The following is a 20,361-nucleotide window of genomic DNA, read 5'->3' as shown; positions in this document are numbered from 1 at the left end:
CAGCAAACAAAACAGACCATAAACCTATTGTGGTCTTTTTTTGTGTTTTAACATTATTGCTGTGCTTATTTTTAAGTTCACTCGAGGCAATCATTTTTTGCATAGTTGTTAACTTTGTAGCGGCCATACTTGTATGGCTAAAAATGCAGGCAGTACAGCCACTTGAAGGCGTTATTATTTTAGCCCCAAAGCAGTTTAGGTTTGAAAATAGCACACGGTTAATTCAAGGCGAAATAAGTGCTAAAAGCCGCTTAATTGGCAACAGTGTTTGGCTTTATATTAAGGGTTTTAATAACAACTATTGGCTGATTATTACAGCCAATAGTGTTGATGTACAAAGCTATGCGCGCCTAAAACGCGCCACACTTAATGCAATTAACGCTGTGGAGTTAAAATAGTAGGTGTTGGATTAGCGTTTTGCTCTGGATAGTCAATAGTGTAGTGCAGGCCACGGCTTTCTTTACGCTCAAGTGCACTGCGAATAATTAGTTCGGCAACTTGTACCAAATTACGCAGCTCTAACAAGTTATTACTAACTCTAAAGTTAGCGTAATAGTCATGTATTTCCTGCTGTAACAACTCAACTCTATGTAGTGCACGCTCTAAGCGTTTGGTTGAGCGCACAATACCCACGTAGTCCCACATAAACAACCTTAGTTCATGCCAGTTGTGAGTAATCACTATTTCTTCATCTGAATTAGCTACGCGGCTTTCATCCCAGTGCGGCAGATTAATGGGCTCTGGTGCATGTTCAATTTTGCTTAAAATGTCTTTTGCAGCCGCATGGGCAAACACAATACACTCTAGTAATGAGTTACTCGCCATACGATTAGCACCATGTAAGCCGGTATAAGCAACTTCACCTACTGCATATAAGTTATCTAAATCGGTTTTACCATTAAAGTCAGTCATTACTCCACCACAGGTATAATGCGCTGCAGGTACAACAGGAATAGGATCTTTGGTAATATCGAGCCCGACACTTAGACACTTTGCATATATAGTGGGGAAGTGCTCAATAATAAAATCTTTATCTTTGTGACTAATGTCTAAAAATACGCAATTGGCACCCAAACGTTTCATTTCAAAGTCGATAGCGCGAGCAACAATATCGCGAGGAGCAAGCTCTTCACGCTCATCAAACTCGTGCATAAATCGGCTGCCGTCGGGGCGTCTTAAATAAGCTCCTTCACCACGCATTGCCTCGGTAATTAAAAAGTTTTGTAATTCAGGGTGGTACAAACTGGTTGGATGAAACTGGTTAAATTCCATGTTCGCCACTCTACAACCCGCACGCCATGCCATAGCAATACCATCACCACTGGAAACATCAGGGTTTGAAGTATACAAATACACTTTACTAGCACCACCTGTCGCTAAAGCAACAAATTTAGCCGCAATTGTTTCTACTTTTTTGGCGTTTTTATTCCATACATACATGCCATTTATATGCGAGCTGGCTTTATTGCCGCTTTTATCTGTAATTAAATCAATGGCGTTGTAATGCTCTAACAGGGTGATGTTTTTGTGGGCTTGAACTTGGCTGATTAATGTAGTTTGTACGGCTTTACCAGTAGCGTCGGCGGCGTGTAAAATGCGTCGGTGGCTGTGGCCGCCTTCACGCGTTAAATGAAAACGCTCTTTACCATGGCTATCCAGCTCTATATCAAACGGTACGCCTTGATTAATTAACCATTGCAAACAATCGTGGGCATTACTAGCGGTATAGTGCACTGCTTCTTTGTCGCATAAGCCACCGCCCGCATCGAGCGTGTCTTGCACATGTGATTCTATACTGTCATGTTTCTTATCAAATACCGCGGCTATACCACCTTGGGCATAGAGTGTGGAACCTTCAGTGAGTGCTCCCTTACTGATTACGGTAACGTTACAATAGTTAGCTAAAGATAAGGCAAGTGATAAGCCCGCTGCGCCGCTACCGATAATAGCGACATCTGCAATGTGATGTTTATTTTGGTTCATGTCAGAGGTACTTTGCGGTTACAATGCCCATATAGAGCAATGTTTGTTTTCAATAGTGGTAGTTGTATCATATTTGCCATCATACCAAGTAGTAATTTTGGCTCTAACTACGGTTATTTACGACTATTTAATAAAAAAACAATATAAAGCAGAACTTTTTATTCATGTAAGAGTCAGAGTATCTGTGAACAATGGCGACACTATGAATGATAAGCAAAAATTAGACACAGGAGTACCGGCTCGAATGAGCGAGCAGGATCAAGATTTAGCGCTAGTAAAAAGGGTTCAGCAAGGAGATAAAAACGCCTTCAACCTATTAGTAAAGAAGTATCAAAACAAAATTGCCGGTTTGATCTCACGTTATGTGTCAAATCAGGGTGATATTGCAGATGTAGCACAAGAAGCGTTTATAAAAGCTTATCGTGCGCTTCCTAACTTTAGGGGCGATAGTGCCTTTTATACTTGGTTGTACCGTATTGCAGTAAATTGTGCTAAAAATTATTTAGTAGCTCAGGGGCGTAAACCGCCAGCAAGTGATATAGACGCACAAGATGCTGAGTTTTATGACTGCGCGGACTCAATGCGTTCTAACGCATCTCCTGAAAATTTACTGCTGAGCGAAGAAGTACGCGCTGTTATTTTTAATACGATTGATAGTTTGCCTGAAGATCTTAAAACCGCAATCACCCTCAGAGAAATTGAAGGGATGAGCTATGAAGAAATAGCTGTGGTAATGGATTGCCCAGTCGGGACGGTACGTTCGCGTATATTTCGTGCCCGTGAAGCAATTGATAACAAATTAAACCCATTAATAGGCGAGTCTTAGTATGATAAAAGCACACGTTAACAGGTTAGATGACGAATCGTTATCTGCATTACTTGACGGCGAGCAACAACTAGCAGATGCAAAAATTGCAGAGCAAGACGTTGCTACCTTTGGCCGTTATGCGTTAATTGGTGATGCAATGCGAGCTCAAAAAGATCACAGCGATATTCATATTGATATTAGCAAGCGTGTTGCGTTAGCACTCGAAAGCGAACCAGTATATGCAGATTTCAGTCAGTCTAAAGCGCAATCTGCGCCGCAAAGTGATACTATAAACGACAATAAAGTTGTGGCATTTAATTGGCGCAAGCCAGTGGCACAACTTGCGATTGCAGCAAGTGTTGCTATGTTTGCTATTGTAGGCGTAAATATGTTGCCACAGGGCGATGGCGCGCAACAAAGCGAAATTCCATTGCTGCAAACAACACCTTTTACAGGTACTGCATCACCAGTGAGTTATTCATCGGAGCCCGCGCTTAAAAACGCAGAAAATGGTTTGCGTGAATTGCAGCAGCAACGTATTGGCGCACTTGTTTTAGAGCATCAACGCCAAGCTCGTGTTGCACATTCATTAGAGGCTGCGCAAACGGATGCAAAAAAACCAGAGGAAAACAACTAATTAAATGAAAGTAATTACTTTTATTCTGTCGCTGGCAATCAGCTTTAATACCTTTGCCAGCGACACCAATCCTGCCAAAGATTTACTGCTTAAAATGGCTAATGCCGTTCATACCCGTAACTTTGACGCCTCGTTTGTGGTTGTTAAAGGTAAAACCATGGAACCCTACCGTTGGTTACATGCAAAACAAGATGACATTGAGATAGAACACTTAAGTTTACTCAATGGCGCGGGCCTAGAAATGGTACGCGTTGACAACCAAGTTACTTATTTTGAGCCGCAATCAGAGCCTTATTCACTTACAACTGATTCAATTGCAGGGCCAATTCCTGAAGTACTGTTTAAAAACGTTGAGCGTTTAAGTGGCCATTATGACTTTGTACTTGGTGGAAAAGGGCGTATATCAGGACGAGCAGCTCAGTTAGTACGTATAGAATCTAAAGATGAAGACAAATATAACTACTGGATTTGGCTTGATATGGAATCCTCTTTATTACTAAAAGCAGCCTATGTTAATCATCAAGGCGAAGCTTTAGAGCAACTGCAACTTACCCACATAAGTGTTACAGAGCAGCCTGCTAGTATGTTGCTGGAAATACTTAATCGCAACTTTCCAACCCCGTTACCAAATAACTCACTCGAAACATTGGGCAGTAATACGGCAAAAACGTGGAAAATAGACTGGTTGCCAGCAGGCTTTGAATTATTAAAATCAGACCGCCATAAATTAGATTTAAATAATGAATTAACCGACTACTATTTATTTTCAGATGGCTTTGTAGAAGTGTCGGTATTTATACAAAGACCTTTGCCGGGTAAGCGCTTAAGTGGCTCACTCACCTCTGGGGCAACCACAGTTTATGTGCACAACGGCGGTAATTTTGATGTTTCGGTGGTGGGTAATATTCCTAGTTTAACGGCCAAAAAAATTGCAGAGTCGGTGACCCGCGCATTATAAACGATTTATAAAGAGTTGTTATGATAGAACAAACCTTAAAAGTTGTGGCCCTTAGTGGCCACATTGCACATTTAGAGGCACAACAAAAACAAGCATGCGAAGGCTGTAATGGTCGTTGTGGATCGCAGGTGTTTAGTAAGTTATTTGGCAGTGCTAAAAAAACCTTTCCCTATAAATTTGACACGCCCGTAGTGGTGGGACAAAAAATCACCTTGTCGCTCGATGACAGCCACGTTGTAAAACACGCATTTACTGTATATATGTTGCCGCTATTTTTAAGCCTAGGCTTTGCGCTAGTTGCCGCTGAATTACTGTTAGTTACCGAAGGATGGCAAATTTTAGCTGCTGCTTTGGGTGGCGGTATTGGCTTTTTAATGGCTAAAATGTGGGTTAAATCATTCAGGCATGATATCAAAGTGATAAAAATTCATCCAATTAGCCTTCCTTTAACTCAAATAGATGGTGATTGATGCCAATTAAATGTAAAATTGCCCGCTTACGCCACAGCAACTTGAAAATATAAAAACAAATATTTTCAAGTTGTTTAGGTATATCTACTTAGTCCATTAAAATAGAGTTTAGAATCCATTTTATGAAGCATATCCGTAATTTTTCGATCATCGCCCACATTGACCATGGTAAATCGACCCTTTCAGATCGTTTGATCCAAGTTTGTGGTGGTTTAACCGACCGTGAAATGCAAAAACAGGTTTTGGATTCAATGGATATTGAGCGCGAACGTGGTATTACCATTAAAGCGCAAAGTGTAACCTTGAATTATAAAGCCAATGACGGCGAGATCTACCAGCTTAACTTTATCGACACCCCAGGGCATGTTGATTTTACTTATGAAGTATCACGCTCATTAGCAGCATGTGAAGGTGCGTTACTCGTTGTAGATGCTGGTCAAGGTGTTGAAGCACAAACACTGGCAAATTGTTACACTGCCATTGAAATGAACTTAGAAGTTATTCCTGTACTTAATAAAATAGATTTACCACAAGCCGATCCGCTTCGTGTGGCTGAAGAAATCGAAGATATTATTGGTATTGATGCCCTAGATGCAGTGCAATGTAGCGCTAAAACTGGCGTTGGTATTGCCGAAGTACTTGAAATGATAGTTAAAGATGTACCGCCACCGGTTGGCGATAAAGATGCTCCTCTTCAAGCACTTATAATTGACTCATGGTTTGACCCATACCAAGGTGTTGTATCATTAGTGCGCATTAAGCACGGTGAACTGCGCGCGGGCGACAAAATTAAAATCATGTCGAACGATCACGTACACACAGCCGATCAGGTAGGTGTATTTACACCAAAGCAAACTAACACAGGTATTTTAAGAACCGGTGAAGTAGGCTTTGTAATTGCTGGTATTAAAGAAATACATGGTGCACCTGTTGGCGATACTATTACTCATCAAAAAAATGCGGCACCATTGCGTTTACCTGGTTTTCAAAAAATAAAACCACAAGTGTATGCAGGTATGTTCCCAATTGCTTCTGATGAATATGAATCGTTTCGTGATGCGCTTAATAAATTAAGCTTAAACGATGCGTCGTTATTTTTCGAACCAGAGAACTCAACAGCACTTGGTTTTGGTTTTCGTTGTGGCTTTTTAGGCATGCTACACATGGAAATTATTCAAGAGCGTTTAGAACGTGAATACGATATTGATTTAATTACCACAGCACCAACCGTAATTTATGAAGTAGTGACTAAAAAAGACGGGACTTTCCAAATTGATAACCCATCTGATTTACCTGCGGTAAACGATATTTTAGAAATTCGTGAACCGATTGTAGAAGCCAATATTTTAGTGCCGCAAGAATACTTAGGCAGTGTTATTACCTTGTGTGTTGATAAGCGTGGCATGCAAACTAAAATGTCATATCATGGTAAGCAAGTTGCGGTAACTTACGAACTGCCTATGGCAGAAGTAGTTATGGACTTTTTTGATAAGTTAAAATCAACCAGTCGTGGCTTTGCGTCGCTTGATTACAACTTTAAGCATTTCCAAACATCAGATATGGTACGTGTTGATATTTTAATCAACTCAGAGCGCGTCGACGCGCTGGCGATCATTGCTCACCGCGATAGTGCGCAATCACGTGGTCGCCAATTAGCCGATGCACTAAAAGAGCTAATTCCACGTCAAATGTTTGATATTGCGATTCAAGCAGCTATTGGCGGACATGTTATTGCCCGTACTACGATAAAACAGATGCGTAAAAACGTAATTGCTAAGTGTTACGGCGGTGACGTGAGTCGTAAGAAAAAGCTACTTAAAAAGCAAAAAGATGGTAAAAAACGCATGAAGCAAGTAGGTAACGTTGAAGTGCCTCAAGAAGCGTTTTTAGCTATTTTAAAAGTTGGTAAATAAAAACAAAGGATTATAAATGGCTGGCTATTTTTCAGTTTTATTGGTGCTATTAACCTTAGGCTCAGGTCTAATATGGTTAATAGACCACTTAATGTTTGCGCCGAAACGAAATGCGCATTTGGCTATGGCAGAGGCTTCTGCTGGTGGTAAATTAGATGAAGAAACTGCCGCATTAATTGCACCAGAGCCTGTGCTTACTGAAACAGCAAAGTCGATTTTTCCGATGATTGCTGCTATCACTATATTTAGATCGTTTATGTTTGAACCGTTTCAAATACCTTCAGGTTCAATGATGCCTACTTTATTAGTAGGAGATTTTATTTTAGTGCAAAAGTATTCGTACGGAATTAAAGACCCAGTATGGCGCAGCCAATTAGTTGATGTAGGTGAGCCTGAGCGTGGTGATATTATTGTTTTTAAATACCCGCTAGACGAAAAGGTCGATTTTATTAAACGCACAATAGGCTTGCCTGGCGATAAAATTGTTTATCGTGATAAGCGTTTATATATTCAACCTAATTGTAAAGCTGGTGAAACCCAGCAGGGTGAGCTGCTTTGTAATGAATTTAATAAAATTGATTTTAAATTAATTAATGATGACGAATTTAAGCAAGGCTCAATGGCATTAGCGCGTTTAAATGAAAACTTAACTACGTTAAGCCATGATATTTTAATTAACCCTCAGGCGCCTGAACGTAAAGGGCGTTATTATCAGCAACCAGGTACACCTACCGATGAATGGGTTGTTCCTGCTGATCATTATTTTATGATGGGTGATAATCGCGATAACAGCCAAGATAGTCGCTTTTGGGGTTTTGTGCCAAAAGAAAACTTGGTGGGTAAAGCTGTCTTTATATGGATGAGTTTTGAATTTGATAATGGCCCAGATGACATTTTACCAGGATGGGTTCCAACTGGTGTTCGTTTTGAACGCCTAGGTAATATTCAATAGCAATGAAAAAAAATGTAACAGAACTATACAAAACAATAGACTACATATTTGCAGATCAAGGCTTGCTTGAGCAAGCAATGACGCATCGTAGTCATAAAGGTCAGCATAACGAGCGACTAGAATTTTTAGGCGATTCAATTTTAAGCTTTGTGATTGCAAATGCGCTGTATGCTAAATTTCCTAAAGCGCGTGAAGGCGATTTAAGCCGTATGCGCTCTACCTTAGTGCGTGGTCAAACATTGGCTGAATTTGGCTTAGAGTTTGGCTTAGGGGATTATTTACGCTTAGGTCCAGGCGAGCTAAAAAGTGGCGGCTTTCGTCGCGAGTCAACACTTGCCGATGCCGTAGAGGCGATTATTGGCGCTGTGTTTTTAGATTCGGATATTGAACGCTGTGGCGAATTAATTTTATCTTGGTATGAAGAGCGTTTAAATGCTATTTCACCAGGGCTTAATCAAAAAGATCCTAAGACCCTGCTGCAAGAGCATTTGCAAGCTCGTAAACTATCGTTACCGGGCTATACAGTTGTTGATACAAAAGGCCAGGCACACAATCAAACATTCACGGTTGAATGTATTGTTGATGGCATGGATAGCATTATTTCTGTTGGTAGCTCGCGTCGTAAAGCCGAACAAAAAGCTGCTGAAAAAGCATTGAAGATACTTAAAAATGAACCTTGATACCTTAATACAACCACACGATGGCGATATAGATACGTTTTGCGGCATGATCGCAATAGTAGGGCGCCCTAACGTAGGTAAATCTACTTTACTTAATAAAATTATTGAGCAAAAGGTTAGTATTACCTCACGTAAGCCACAAACCACACGCCACCGTATTATGGGTATTCATACCGAAGGTAAGCATCAAGCTGTTTACGTTGATACACCTGGCCTACACGTTGAAGAAAAACGTGCTATTAACCGCTTAATGAACCGCGCAGCATCTAGTTCAATTGGTGATGTAGAGCTTATTATATTTGTAGTTGAAGGCACCCACTGGAATGCCGATGACGACATGGTACTTAATAAAGTATCGCAAAGTGGTAAGCCGGTATTATTGGTGATCAATAAAATAGATTTAGTAAAAGATCGCGACCTAGTACTGCCTCATATGAAGTGGTTAGGCGACAAGTTTGACTTTATTGGTATTATGCCAGTGTCGGCTGAGCAAGGTAAAAATATCGACTTGATCAAAGCTGAAGTAACTAAACGCCTACAGCCAAGTGAATTTTATTTTCCAGAAGACTACGTAACCGACCGTTCAATGCGCTTTATGGCAGCAGAAACCATTCGTGAAAAGCTAATGCGTTTTATGGGCGAGGAGCTACCGTATTCTGTTACTGTTGAAATAGAGCAGTTTAAATGGCAAGAAAACGGTATTTGGCATATCAATGGTTTAATACTCGTTGAGCGCGAAACACAAAAGCGTATGGTGATTGGTAATAAAGGCGAAAAGCTAAAAACCATTGGTCGCGAAGCACGTAAAGATCTTGAAGAAATGCTCGATAATAAAGTGTTTTTAGAGCTTTGGGTTAAAGTTAAATCGGGTTGGGCTGATGACGAGCGCGCATTAAGAAGCCTAGGTTATGGTGAAGACTAATAATCTGCTAGCAGTTTAAATTATGGATAGCGACTTCTACAGAGCGTATTTATTACATCGGCGTCCTTATAGTGACTCCCAAGTAATGCTTGATATGCTAGTAGAAGGCGTTGGCCAACTTAGAATGCTAGCCCGTATTAGTGGCCGCCAGGCCACTAAACATAAAGCGCAATTACAACCTTTCCAAGCCTTGTTGGTACATTACAACGGCAAGTACGATTTAAAATACATCAACAAATTTGAACTGCACGGAACGCCACTTTTTTTAAAAGGTGATGAGCTTTATTGCGGCTTTTATTTAAATGAATTAACTAATCGAATTGTGCCAATTAATGAACCGATTGATCAGGTTTTTCAGCTTTATAATACGCACTTAAAAAACCTTAATAGCGGTGCTAATTTACAAGCAGTACTGCGTTCTTACGAATTTCAACTATTAGAACTATTAGGTTATGGCGTCGATTTTAGTTTTGACGCCAGCGGTGAACCCATAGATGAAAAGCGAACGTATAGCTATTTTGCAGAAGTTGGCTTTTTAGTACAAGACGATCCGCGCTCTGGATTTAGCGGTTTGCAACTTAATGCCATAGCTAATCATGACTTTAGCCAAGCAGATGTGTTATATATGGCAAAGCAATTAAGCCGCTACTTATTAAAGCCACTACTTGGTAATAAACCATTAAAAAGTCGTGAGTTATTTGCGGCCTCTCAATAAACGTAATTTTACAGGTAAAATAATGAAAGATATTCTTTTGGGTGTAAACGTTGATCATATTGCAACACTTCGCCAAGCACGTGGCACTAGCTACCCTGATCCAGCACATGCAGCAAGTGTAGCTGAGCATGCAGGAGCCGACGGTATCACTATTCATTTACGTGAAGATCGCCGTCATATTCAAGACCGTGACGTGTATGTAATGGCTAAAACCATACAAACACGCATGAACCTTGAAACAGCCGTAACCGATGAAATGATCAATATTGCACTTGAGGTAAAACCTGAGTACGTATGCCTAGTGCCAGAAAAACGCGAAGAGCTAACCACCGAAGGCGGACTTGATGTGGCGGGTAATCTTGAAAAAATTACCGCAGCAACAAAAACCTTGAGCGACGCAGGTATTAAAGTTTCGTTATTTATTGATGCCGATAAAGCGCAGCTAGATGCAGCTAAAGCAACAGGCGCTCCGTATGTTGAAATTCATACCGGTGCTTATGCAGATGCTACAACCGATGAGGCAATAAGCAAAGAGCTTGAACATATTCGCCAAGGCGTTAAATACGCAGCCAGTATTGGCTTAATTGTCAATGCGGGCCATGGTTTGCATTACCATAATGTAAAACCAATTGCCGCAATGGAAGAAATTTATGAGCTTAATATTGGTCACGCCATTATTGCTCGCGCCGCCATTGATGGGCTAGATAAAGCCGTACGCGATATGAAACGCTTAATGCTTGAAGCGCGTGCCTAAAGCCTCGCTTTAAATAAGCTACTTGAAGCTTCTTGCTACTTAGTTATATTAGGTGCATGGAGCTTCTAATTTTGAGCCCGGCTGTTATGCAAGTTAGCAACTAGCTTGGGTGAGTACAATTAAAGCCACTAAAAGTTAAGAATACACTGCCAAAATAGCGCCACTTGGATCGCGAATAATAAAATAGCTTTCGCCACCATATTCAGTCGGCCCTTTAATAATTTCACCTCCTAACTCCAGCGTTTTTTGTGCGCTAAGCTGAGCATTTTCTACGCGAACATACATTAACCACTGTGCTGGTAAATCGGCGTTATCGCCCTTAGCATGGCAAATGCCTGCTATTGTCCCTTGTGCGTTATTCATATTAAAATCATTGTAACTGCCCATATCTACAGGCTCTTTTTGCCAACCAACAACGTGTGCATAAAAGTCGCTGATTTGCTGTGCATCAGCCACAGTAAGATCGCGCCATTCAATACTACCAATTACTTTATTATTGCTCATAAAGTCTCTTCCTGTTTATTGTACTGATGGCGCAATAGCTATCGTATTATAGTTTCGAGCCTTTAATTTTTAGCATCAAGTAGTAAGTTCTCTAGCTCGTCTTGTAGTTCAAATAACTCAGGTTCAATGCTGGCTAATACGCAGTTACTTTTTAACGCGGTTTCGATTGTTTCGGCCAGCGACTTTAATTTAGGAACGCCAGTGTAGCAACACGCACCATGTAACTTATGAATAATGCTAAGTACCTGTTTGCAGTCTTCATCGGCAATAGCTTGTGCTAATAGGCTAAGTGTTTCGGGCACGCTGAGTAATAACATATTGAGCATTTCTAATGCCAGCTCACTTTTACCGCCAGCATGTTGCAGTGCTATGCCCCAATCAAGGCGCACACTCTTAAAAGGGGGCGGGCTTTGTGGCATGTTTTTTAGTTTATCGCGGCTAACCGGTAGTTGTGGGCTGTGATCGCAAATAATTTGATTGAGCATGTCCTCATCAATCGGTTTAGTTAAATAGCCTTCAAAACCGTCTTTTAATAACTGCTCTTTTTCGCTATGCAGTGCATGTGCGGTCACTGCAATTATTGGAGTATCTTCGTTTAATGATGATTCTTTAATTAACTTACAGGCAGTAATACCATCCATAATTGGCATTTGTATGTCCATAAATATTACGTCGTACTTGTGGCTTTTACTCAAACTGTAAGCTTGCGAGCCATTGTGCGCAGTGTCTATTAGCTCAACCTGCTCATTAAGTAAGGTATAAATTAATTTTAAGTTAGCGTCATTATCGTCAACTACTAATACTTTTAACGGCAAGAGTGTTTGCTCATTTTGCTCAATGTTGTGCACCGGGTGATCTAATCGATACGGCGCGGCAAGTAGTTCACACAATTTACGATGGTTAAGCGGTTTACTTAAGCAGGCATCAGCGCCGCTGCCAATAAAGGCTTCACGCATACTATGCGATACCGTGTTGAGCATTAAATATAAATAGTCGGTTGATTCACGCACCGCTTTTACATGAGCCTTTAAACGCTGCATATCGTTAACCGAGGCCATATCACCAATGATACAAATATCATATTGCTGCTCTTTATTGTCGATTGCTGCTAAAAATTCTGCATCGCTAAAGCAGCCGGTCACACTTATTTGCCATTCGTTAAGCAAAGATAAAACAGCATGATGGGTGTGCTCGTGTGGCTCTAAATATAAAACATGCTTACCGAGCAAAGATTTAGTTGGTAAGTCATTGGCAAACACATGATTAGGCAGTCTAAATACGCCATTAAAGGTAAAGCAGGTGCCATTACCAGGGGCTGAGTTAAGTGTAATTTTACCACTCATGGCCTCTACAATATGCTTGGTGATAATTAGCCCCAAGCCAGTGCCACCAAATTTACGGGTAATACTTGAATCGGCTTGGCCAAAGGCGGTAAATAATGCATCTTGCTTATCAACAGGAATACCTACGCCGGTATCGGCCACTGAGACTAAAATAGAGGTGCGCTCATCATCGAGTAGTCTATGGCTAATGTCGACTTTTATAGCGCCTTTTTCGGTAAACTTAATTGCGTTACTTAATAAATTAATTAAAACTTGTTTTAATCGCGTAGGATCACCGGTTAGGTGATCGGGCACTTGCGGGCTAATATAAATAGACAGCTCAAGCTGCTTATCATGGGCGCTTGGGGCTAACAGCGTCATTACTTCGTTAACGGTATCGCGCAACTGAAACTGAATAGACTCAAGTTCCATAGCGCCTGCTTCTAATTTTGAAAAGTCTAATATATCGCTAATAATGGTCATTAAACTATTAGCCGACAGTTCAATGGTATCTAAGTAATCTTTTTGGTTTTTATTTAATGGCGTTTTATGCAGCTGACGCGTAAAACCAATCACGCCATTTAAAGGGGTGCGTAGCTCATGACTCATTTTTGCCAAAAAGTCTGATTTAACCCGGTTGGCATCTTGGGCTTCTTTTTTGGCCATAGTGAGCTGAATATTTTGCGTTTCGTACTGCTCTAGTGTTTCGCGGTAATCACTGGTGGCTTGATCAATGTTTTTTTGCATTTCATCTTTTTGCATCACCATAGAGTAAGAAATAGTATTTAACCCTTCGCGGAGCAACTCAAACTCACCAACCATAGATTCGTTTAAACCAGTTTCTCTTTTACCTTCCACGAGCCTATCGGTTGCCAGTACTAATTTATTAAGAGGGCTCATAAACATATGGCTAAGTTTAAGTGCTAAAATAGCGGCCAAGACCAAGGCTAGTATAATAACAATACCACTGACCAGTAAGGCCCTTTGCTGACCGATAACTGCTTGATCTCTATTTAACTGTAATACTACAGTTCCTAGTGAGGTTTGAAATATCGATTTATCCCATTTTGTATCAGGACTTGTGTGATTAATAATGGGTGTAAAAAAGGTAATTAAATCATCTGTTTTATGAACTTGAGTGGCATTAAGATTATTTAGTTGCTCGTTGTTGAGCAAGTCATCAAACGAGCGATGATAGTTACTGGTTATTATTAGCTTATTATTGTCGTCAAATAATGCAATCGCTTTTACTACTGGGGAGTGCTTATTGTGGGTATAGCTAATGACACGATTTAGTAGTTGTTTGTTTTTTTCAAGTAATGGCTGCTCAAGTGCAATAGCAAGGGGCTCTGAAATAGTAGTCCCTTGTTGATATAAAATTTCATCAAGCTCAATGTAACGATTTATTGTAAAATAACCACCGAGTAACAATCCAATGATCACCGTGGGGATCAGAGTGAGTGTTAAAACAGAATCGCGTAAGCCTAATTTAGTCATATTGGGAGCGTTATTATTGTTATCAGCATGCTCAGAGTATATACGGATAATGAGGTATTCTGCAATTGGAGTCGATTCATCAAATGTTTAAGGTAATGCCTAATGGCGCAAATATTTAAAGCAACAAAAAAACCGCTAAAACAACAGTCTTTAGTGCTCGATATCACCGCCATGGATCACCATGGTCGCGGCATAGCGAAACACAATAATAAAGTGTGCTTTGTAAGTAATGCTTTGCCAAACGAGCAAGTAAAAGCCACCATTGTTGCCGACAAAGCGCGTTACAGCGAAGCGCAAACACATAAAGTATTACAGGCGAGTGAATATCGCGTAGCACCATTTTGTGAGCATTATAATCAATGTGGTGGGTGTCAGTTGCAGCATTTAGATAGCGGCCAACAGGTAGTCGAAAAGCAAATAGCGGTGAGCAAATTATTTGAAAAGTTTGCCAAGCTTGATGAATTAAACTGGCAAGCCCCCTTATTAAGTAAAGCCACTCATTACAGACGAAGTGCTCGTTTAGCGGTAATGTATGATAAAAAAGCAAAAAAAATGCATGTAGGCTATAGAGCAAGTGGCTCTAAAAGTATTATTAGTATTAATGAGTGCCCAGTACTAAGTGAAGTATTTGCAAATGTATTTACTGTATTTGATAACTTAATTAATCAACACAAGGCATTGCACAGTGTATCTCACTTGCAATTGTGCCAAGGCGATGAGCAAAACTTTGTTATTATTCGCCACACAAAACCTATTTCAGAGAGTATAAAAGCACTGGTAGCACAAAGTGCCGCTGAGCAACAATGGCAATTAGTGTGGCAAAGCGAAAGTGAAGTGATTGAACACTCACATTTAGCCATGCCATTTTATGCACTTGAAGAGTTAGGGTTAAAGTTTGAATTTGGCTTAAATAACTTTATCCAAGTTAATGCTAGCGTTAATCAAGCAATGCTTAAACAAGCACAAAATTGGCTGGCACTAAAAGGCGACGAAAACGTATTAGATTTATTTTGTGGTATTGGTAACTTTTCACTAGTGCTGGCAAAACAAGCAAAAACAGTAATTGGTATAGAAGGGGTTGCTTCAGCGGTTGCAATGGCAACGCAAAATGCGCACACTAACTTAATCACTAATACTCAATTTAATTGCTTTGATTTAACAAATAAAATTGAAACGGCTTCGTGGTTTAATAAAAATTTAGATGTACTGGTGTTAGACCCCTCACGTACTGGGGCAATAACGGTATTAGAACAACTTCCTTTAAAGCAGTTTAAAACTATTTTATACGTCTCATGCGACCCTGTTACTTTAGCCCGTGACAGCGCTATTATTTCGCATGCAGGCTTTGAACTGCATAAAATTGGGCTAATGAATATGTTTCCACACACCGGGCATATTGAAACTATGGCGTTATTTCAACGGAGGTAAAGCGCATTATGGTAGCTACACGTCAATCACATCAACAGGATGAAACCGGGGACTTTGCTAGTCGCTTAAAGTTACTTGCTCTGTCGGCAGAAAAAGTAGAGTTGCTTAATAAAGCACAGGCACTTTGTTTAGCGTGCGACAATACCACCCGACAAAGCACAGCTATTGAAATGGTCGAAATTTTAGCCGAGCTTAATCTTGATGCAGACTCATTAGCTACTGCTTATTTAACGCCGTATTTTATAAATAACTTAGTCACCCTTGAAACTGTTGAAGAGCAGCTAGGTAGCAGTATTGCGGTATTGCTAAACGGGGTCGCACAAATGGCTACTATTAGCACTTTGGCGCACCAAGGCAAAGGCACGGTACAGGTTGATAATATTCGCCGTATGTTACTTGCTATGGTAGAGGATGTGCGCGCGGTTGTTATTAAGTTAGCAGAGCAAGTATGTCATTTACGCAATGTTAAAAATGCCGCAGAAGAAGACCGTGTTATTGCCGCCAAAGAAACCGCCGACATTTTTGCTCCACTGGCAAACCGCTTAGGTATAGGGCAATTAAAGTGGGAGCTTGAAGACTTATCGTTTAGGTATTTGCACCCCAATATTTATAAAAACATTGCCAAACAGCTTGATGACAAACGCCTAGCGCGTGAAGCCTACATGGAAGACATGGTAGCGCAAGTTAAAAGCCGCTTAAGCGAGGCGGGCATAGAAGCAGAGGTTTACGGGCGGCCAAAGCATATTTACAGCATTTATAAAAAAATGGCGCAAAAAAACTACGAGTTTGATCAACTGTTTGATATTCGCGCAATGCGTATTGTGGTGCAGCGCCTGCAAGATTGTTACGGCGCGCTGGGCATAGTGCACACTAACTGGCGTCATTTGCATAAAGAGTTTGACGACTACGTTGCCACACCTAAGCAAAATGGCTATCAGTCTATTCATACCGTGGTATTTGGCCCCGAAGGCAAAACGGTAGAGATTCAAATTCGCACCAGCGATATGCACCAAGATGCCGAGCTGGGTGTTGCTGCGCATTGGATGTATAAAGAAGGCGCATTGCCAGGGCGAGGCTCAGGTTATGAGCAAAAAATTAGCTGGCTGCGTAAACTATTACAATGGCAAGAAGAAGTGGTTGATGGCAGCGACCTAGCACAAGAGCTTAAAAATCAAGTGGTAGAAGACCGCGTATACGTATTTACCCCACGAGGCGATATTTTTGATTTACCACTGGGGGCAACACCATTAGATTTTGCTTATTATATTCACTCTAATGTGGGGCATCGTTGTATTGGCGCTAAAGTATTTGGCAAAATTGTGCCATTTACCCATCAGTTAAGCACCGGCGATCAGGTAGAAATTCTTACCCAAAAACAGCCAAACCCCAGCCGCGATTGGTTAAACCCATCATTAGGCTATATAAAGTCATCGCGTGCTAGAGCCAAAATACACCATTGGTTTAAACAGCTCGATCGCGACAAAAATCTTAGTGCCGGTAAAGAAATACTCGATAACGAACTGCAAAAACTCGATTTAAATTATAGAGACTTAGCACCCGCTATTAAGCGTTTTAACTTTAAAGAGCTCGACGATTTAATGGTCGCCATTGGCGCAGGTGATATTCGCCTTAATCAAATGCTTAACTTTGTTACCGATCGCCCCGAAGACGAGCCGGTAATACGTTTTAAAAACCCAACAAAAGTAACCGGCGATAATAACGGTATTGTGGTTGATGGCGTAGGTAGCTTAATGAGTCATGTTGCTAAATGTTGTCGTCCGGTTCCGGGGGATGAAATTATTGGCTATATAACGCAAGGGCGTGGTATTGGTGTACATCGTGATGATTGCGACTCGTTTAATAATTTAAAAACTCAGCACCCAGAGCGGGTTATTTCTGTAAGCTGGTCAGACGATATTCATAACTCCTATGCGCTAAGTATTAGAATAGAGGCCAGCGACCGCTCAGGTTTAATTCGCGACATAAGTGTAGTGTTAGCCAACGAAAAAGTGAATGTGCTAAATATGAATGTAAATACCGTTGATGATAATCAAATTGCTATATTTACCATGCAAATAGAGGTACACGATCTGTCGGGTACTAATAGAGTGCTTTCTAAGTTACACCAAATTGAAGGTGTACACAGTGCAAAGCGAGGGCAATAAATATGACAGATAACGCCGCGCTTGCGCAACTACTAAATATAATGAAAACGCTAAGAGATCCTGAGCTTGGTTGCCCCTGGGATCGTAAGCAAACTTTTAGCTCAATAGTGCCACACACTATTGAGGAAGCATTTGAAGTGGCCGATTGCATTGAATCGGGCAATTTAGGTGAGCTTAAAAATGAACTTGGCGATTTACTCTTTCAAATTGTGTTTTATGCTCAACTTGCTAATGAGCAAAAGTTATTTGATTTTAACGATATAGTGACACAATTAAACGCTAAACTTACGCGCCGCCATCCTCATGTGTTCGACCAGCAAACAGCGCTAAGCGATGATGAGCTTGCTGCGCAGTGGCAAGCAATTAAGGCACAAGAGCGCAGCGCCAAAAGCGCAGATGCTACGCCTTCGCTGTGGCAAGATATTCCCGTTAATATGCCAAGCTTAAGTAAAGCTAAAAAAATTCAGCAGCGCGTGGCTGCTCTTGGTTTTGATTGGCCAAGTTACCATGGTGCATTGGATAAAGTGAGCGAAGAAGTAGACGAAGTAAAAGAAGCACTCGCTCACAATCCGTATTCAGATCACAGTGCAGAAGAGCTGGGCGATTTACTGTTTGCTACAGTAAACGTTGCGCGCCATGTAAAGCGCGACCCAGAGCAATTACTACGTAGCGCCAGCGACAAGTTTTCAACTCGCTTTGAAAAAGTACAAGCTTATTTAAATGCCCAAGGAAAATGTTTAGAGTCGGCCACGCTTGATGAGATGGATGCAGCATGGGATGAGATCAAAAAAGTCAAATAGTGTGTAGTAAAATTATGGCTGTTTTTTGTGCTTACAATTTCTAATTTTAGCTGGATTGATTGGCTATGCTTTGGTACAATTTCTCCCCGTCCTGTTTATATTCCAAAATCACTTGTTTGGGTATTATATTCCTTTTAATTCCTGATATTCTAGGGTTCGCATGAGTACAAAATTTATCTTCGTTACCGGCGGGGTTGTTTCTTCGTTGGGTAAAGGTATTGCAGCAGCATCATTGGCAGCTATTTTAGAGGCCCGTGGTATTAATGTTACTATCTTAAAGCTGGATCCTTACATCAACGTTGATCCAGGCACAATGAGCCCAATTCAACATGGTGAAGTATACGTTACTGAAGACGGCGCAGAGACCGATCTAGACTTAGGTCACTATGAGCGTTTTATTCGCACCAAAATGACGAGTCGTAATAACTTCACACAAGGGCGTGTATACGAAGATGTATTACGTCGTGAGCGACGTGGCGAGTACCTTGGAGCAACAATTCAGGTAATTCCACACATTACTAACGATATTAAGCAACGTGTTTATTCTGGCGCTGAAGGCCATGATATAGCAATCGTTGAAATTGGCGGCACAGTGGGTGACATAGAGTCACAACCATTTTTAGAAGCAATTCGTCAAATGGGTACTGAAATTGGCCGTGAGCGCGCGCTATTTATTCACTTAACGCTAGTGCCATTTTTAGGCCCTGCAGGCGAAGTGAAAACTAAACCAACGCAACATTCGGTTAAAGAACTGCGCTCAATTGGTATTCAGCCAGACATTCTTATTTGTCGTTCAGACCGCAAACTACCAAATAACGAACGTGCAAAAATTGCATTGTTTACTAACGTAGAAGAAAAAGCGGTTATATCACTACCAGACGTAGACAGTATTTATAAAATTCCTGCGTTATTAAAGTCGCAAGATTTAGATTACTTTGTATGTCGTCGTTTTCATTTAGAAGCTCCTGAAGCTGATTTAGTTGAATGGGAACAAGTACTTTATCAAGAGTCTAACCCTACAGGTGAAGTAACTATTGGTATGGTAGGCAAATATACTGAATTACCAGATGCTTATAAATCTGTAAACGAAGCATTAAAACATGCCGGTCTGAAAAATCGTTTAACGGTAAATATTCAGTACATCGACTCACAAGACTTAGAAACCAAAGGCGTTGATTCACTAACGCGCTTAGATGCTATTTTAGTACCTGGTGGTTTTGGTAGTCGTGGCGTTGAAGGTAAAATATTAGCGGCTAAATACGCGCGTGAAAACAAAGTGCCTTACTTAGGTATTTGTTTAGGTATGCAAGTAGCGCTAATTGAATACGCTCGTAACGTAGCCGGCCTTACTGATGCAAACTCAACTGAGTTTAACGCGCAATCTGCAAGCCCTGTGGTTGGCTTAATTACCGAATGGCTAGATGCTGAAGGTAAAGTAGAGCAGCGTGATGAAAAATCAGACTTAGGTGGCACTATGCGTTTAGGCGCACAAAAATGTCATTTAACACCGGGTTCTAAAGTGCATGCAGTATACGGTAGCGATGAAATAGTAGAACGTCATCGTCATCGTTACGAAGTTAATAATAACTTTGTAGAGCAGCTAGAAAAAGCTGGTTTAAGCTTTACTGGTTTATCGGAAGATAAAAAGCTAGTAGAAATTATTGAAAATAAAGATCACCCTTGGTTTATTGCAGCGCAATTCCACCCGGAATTCACTTCAACACCACGCGATGGTCACCCGCTGTTTGAAGGGTTTGTAGCTGCGGCTCACATCCACCAAAAAGCGTCTTCGTAATATTAATAGGCCGTGCATATTGCACGGCTTATTTGTTTTAAATGCCAACCAAATTAGT

Annotated in this window: 18 protein-coding genes; 15 read left to right on the top strand and 3 right to left on the bottom strand. The window is 40.8% G+C overall.

Annotation, left to right across the window (positions count from 1 at the left end):
• Window positions 1-29 precede the first annotated feature (29 nt).
• Entirely contained in the window at window positions 30-398 is a 369-nt protein-coding gene (locus AAEZ22_RS11925; protein ID WP_041454661.1) for a hypothetical protein, read from the top strand.
• On the opposite strand, the gene nadB is transcribed toward AAEZ22_RS11925, so the two are convergent.
• Entirely contained in the window at window positions 376-1,983 is a 1,608-nt protein-coding gene (nadB, locus tag AAEZ22_RS11920) for an L-aspartate oxidase (protein ID WP_011327421.1), read from the bottom strand. The two genes, AAEZ22_RS11925 and nadB, sit on opposite strands and share 23 nt — an antisense overlap.
• A 244-nt stretch (window positions 1,984-2,227) precedes the next feature.
• Between nadB and rpoE the strand changes: the two genes are divergently transcribed.
• The 10 genes from rpoE (at window position 2,228) to pdxJ (ending at window position 10,792) form a co-directional block, all read left to right on the top strand.
• Complete coding sequence (gene rpoE, locus AAEZ22_RS11915; protein WP_011327422.1) at window positions 2,228-2,809, top strand: RNA polymerase sigma factor RpoE; 582 nt, start codon at window positions 2,228-2,230, stop codon at window positions 2,807-2,809.
• 1 nt (window position 2,810) lies between these two features.
• The gene (locus AAEZ22_RS11910) at window positions 2,811-3,428 is read left to right on the top strand and encodes a sigma-E factor negative regulatory protein (protein ID WP_011327423.1); all 618 of its coding nucleotides are present in this window, start codon (window positions 2,811-2,813) and stop codon (window positions 3,426-3,428) included.
• Between the two features lie 4 nt (window positions 3,429-3,432).
• On the top strand, window positions 3,433-4,386 hold the full coding sequence (locus AAEZ22_RS11905) for a MucB/RseB C-terminal domain-containing protein (protein ID WP_197182188.1): 954 nt from the start codon (window positions 3,433-3,435) through the stop codon (window positions 4,384-4,386).
• Between the two features lie 20 nt (window positions 4,387-4,406).
• Entirely contained in the window at window positions 4,407-4,856 is a 450-nt protein-coding gene (locus tag AAEZ22_RS11900; protein WP_011327425.1) for a SoxR reducing system RseC family protein, read from the top strand.
• Between the two features lie 122 nt (window positions 4,857-4,978).
• On the top strand, window positions 4,979-6,769 hold the full coding sequence (gene lepA / locus AAEZ22_RS11895) for a translation elongation factor 4 (RefSeq protein WP_011327426.1): 1,791 nt from the start codon (window positions 4,979-4,981) through the stop codon (window positions 6,767-6,769).
• A 16-nt stretch (window positions 6,770-6,785) separates the two neighbouring features.
• Entirely contained in the window at window positions 6,786-7,721 is a 936-nt protein-coding gene (gene lepB / locus AAEZ22_RS11890) for a signal peptidase I (RefSeq protein WP_352297333.1), read from the top strand.
• Between the two features lie 2 nt (window positions 7,722-7,723).
• Window positions 7,724-8,401: a ribonuclease III gene (gene rnc, locus AAEZ22_RS11885; RefSeq protein WP_041454353.1), complete on the top strand. Its 678-nt coding sequence runs from the start codon at window positions 7,724-7,726 to the stop codon at window positions 8,399-8,401.
• Complete coding sequence (gene era, locus AAEZ22_RS11880; RefSeq protein WP_011327429.1) at window positions 8,391-9,323, top strand: GTPase Era; 933 nt, start codon at window positions 8,391-8,393, stop codon at window positions 9,321-9,323. Before rnc ends, era begins: the two co-directional genes overlap by 11 nt.
• Before the next feature lie 22 nt (window positions 9,324-9,345).
• The gene (gene recO / locus AAEZ22_RS11875; RefSeq protein WP_011327430.1) at window positions 9,346-10,038 is read left to right on the top strand and encodes a DNA repair protein RecO; all 693 of its coding nucleotides are present in this window, start codon (window positions 9,346-9,348) and stop codon (window positions 10,036-10,038) included.
• Window positions 10,039-10,060: 22 nt separating this feature from the next.
• Window positions 10,061-10,792, top strand: a complete 732-nt coding sequence (pdxJ, locus tag AAEZ22_RS11870; RefSeq protein ID WP_011327431.1) for a pyridoxine 5'-phosphate synthase — start codon at window positions 10,061-10,063, stop codon at window positions 10,790-10,792.
• A gap of 135 nt (window positions 10,793-10,927) precedes the next feature.
• Here pdxJ and AAEZ22_RS11865 read toward each other — a convergent pair whose 3' ends face one another.
• Window positions 10,928-11,296 carry a VOC family protein gene (locus AAEZ22_RS11865; protein WP_086995046.1) on the bottom strand — a complete coding sequence of 123 codons (369 nt, stop codon included), beginning with the start codon at window positions 11,294-11,296 and terminating at the stop codon, window positions 10,928-10,930.
• A gap of 62 nt (window positions 11,297-11,358) precedes the next feature.
• Complete coding sequence (barA, locus tag AAEZ22_RS11860) at window positions 11,359-14,115, bottom strand: two-component sensor histidine kinase BarA (protein ID WP_352297330.1); 2,757 nt, start codon at window positions 14,113-14,115, stop codon at window positions 11,359-11,361.
• 102 nt (window positions 14,116-14,217) lie between these two features.
• On the opposite strand from barA, the gene rlmD reads away from it, so the two are divergent.
• The 4 genes from rlmD to pyrG all read left to right on the top strand — a co-directional run bounded on the left by rlmD (window position 14,218) and on the right by pyrG (window position 20,303).
• Window positions 14,218-15,543 (top strand): 23S rRNA (uracil(1939)-C(5))-methyltransferase RlmD, encoded by a 1,326-nt coding sequence (gene rlmD, locus AAEZ22_RS11855; RefSeq protein ID WP_352297326.1) that lies wholly within the window; start codon window positions 14,218-14,220, stop codon window positions 15,541-15,543.
• An 8-nt stretch (window positions 15,544-15,551) separates the two neighbouring features.
• Window positions 15,552-17,708 carry a GTP diphosphokinase gene (gene relA / locus AAEZ22_RS11850; protein WP_179807079.1) on the top strand — a complete coding sequence of 719 codons (2,157 nt, stop codon included), beginning with the start codon at window positions 15,552-15,554 and terminating at the stop codon, window positions 17,706-17,708.
• Window positions 17,709-17,710: 2 nt separating this feature from the next.
• Entirely contained in the window at window positions 17,711-18,508 is a 798-nt protein-coding gene (mazG, locus tag AAEZ22_RS11845; protein ID WP_352297323.1) for a nucleoside triphosphate pyrophosphohydrolase, read from the top strand.
• Between the two features lie 160 nt (window positions 18,509-18,668).
• Window positions 18,669-20,303: a CTP synthase gene (gene pyrG, locus AAEZ22_RS11840; RefSeq protein ID WP_179807081.1), complete on the top strand. Its 1,635-nt coding sequence runs from the start codon at window positions 18,669-18,671 to the stop codon at window positions 20,301-20,303.
• Window positions 20,304-20,361: the final 58 nt, after the last annotated feature.

Origin of the sequence: Pseudoalteromonas sp. 20-MNA-CIBAN-0454 (assembly GCF_040308685.1) — a bacterium.
Taxonomy (GTDB): domain Bacteria; phylum Pseudomonadota; class Gammaproteobacteria; order Enterobacterales; family Alteromonadaceae; genus Pseudoalteromonas; species Pseudoalteromonas nigrifaciens.
The sequence above is the reverse complement of the archived record's forward strand: the minus strand, read 5'-3'. Positions and strand labels throughout refer to the sequence as shown.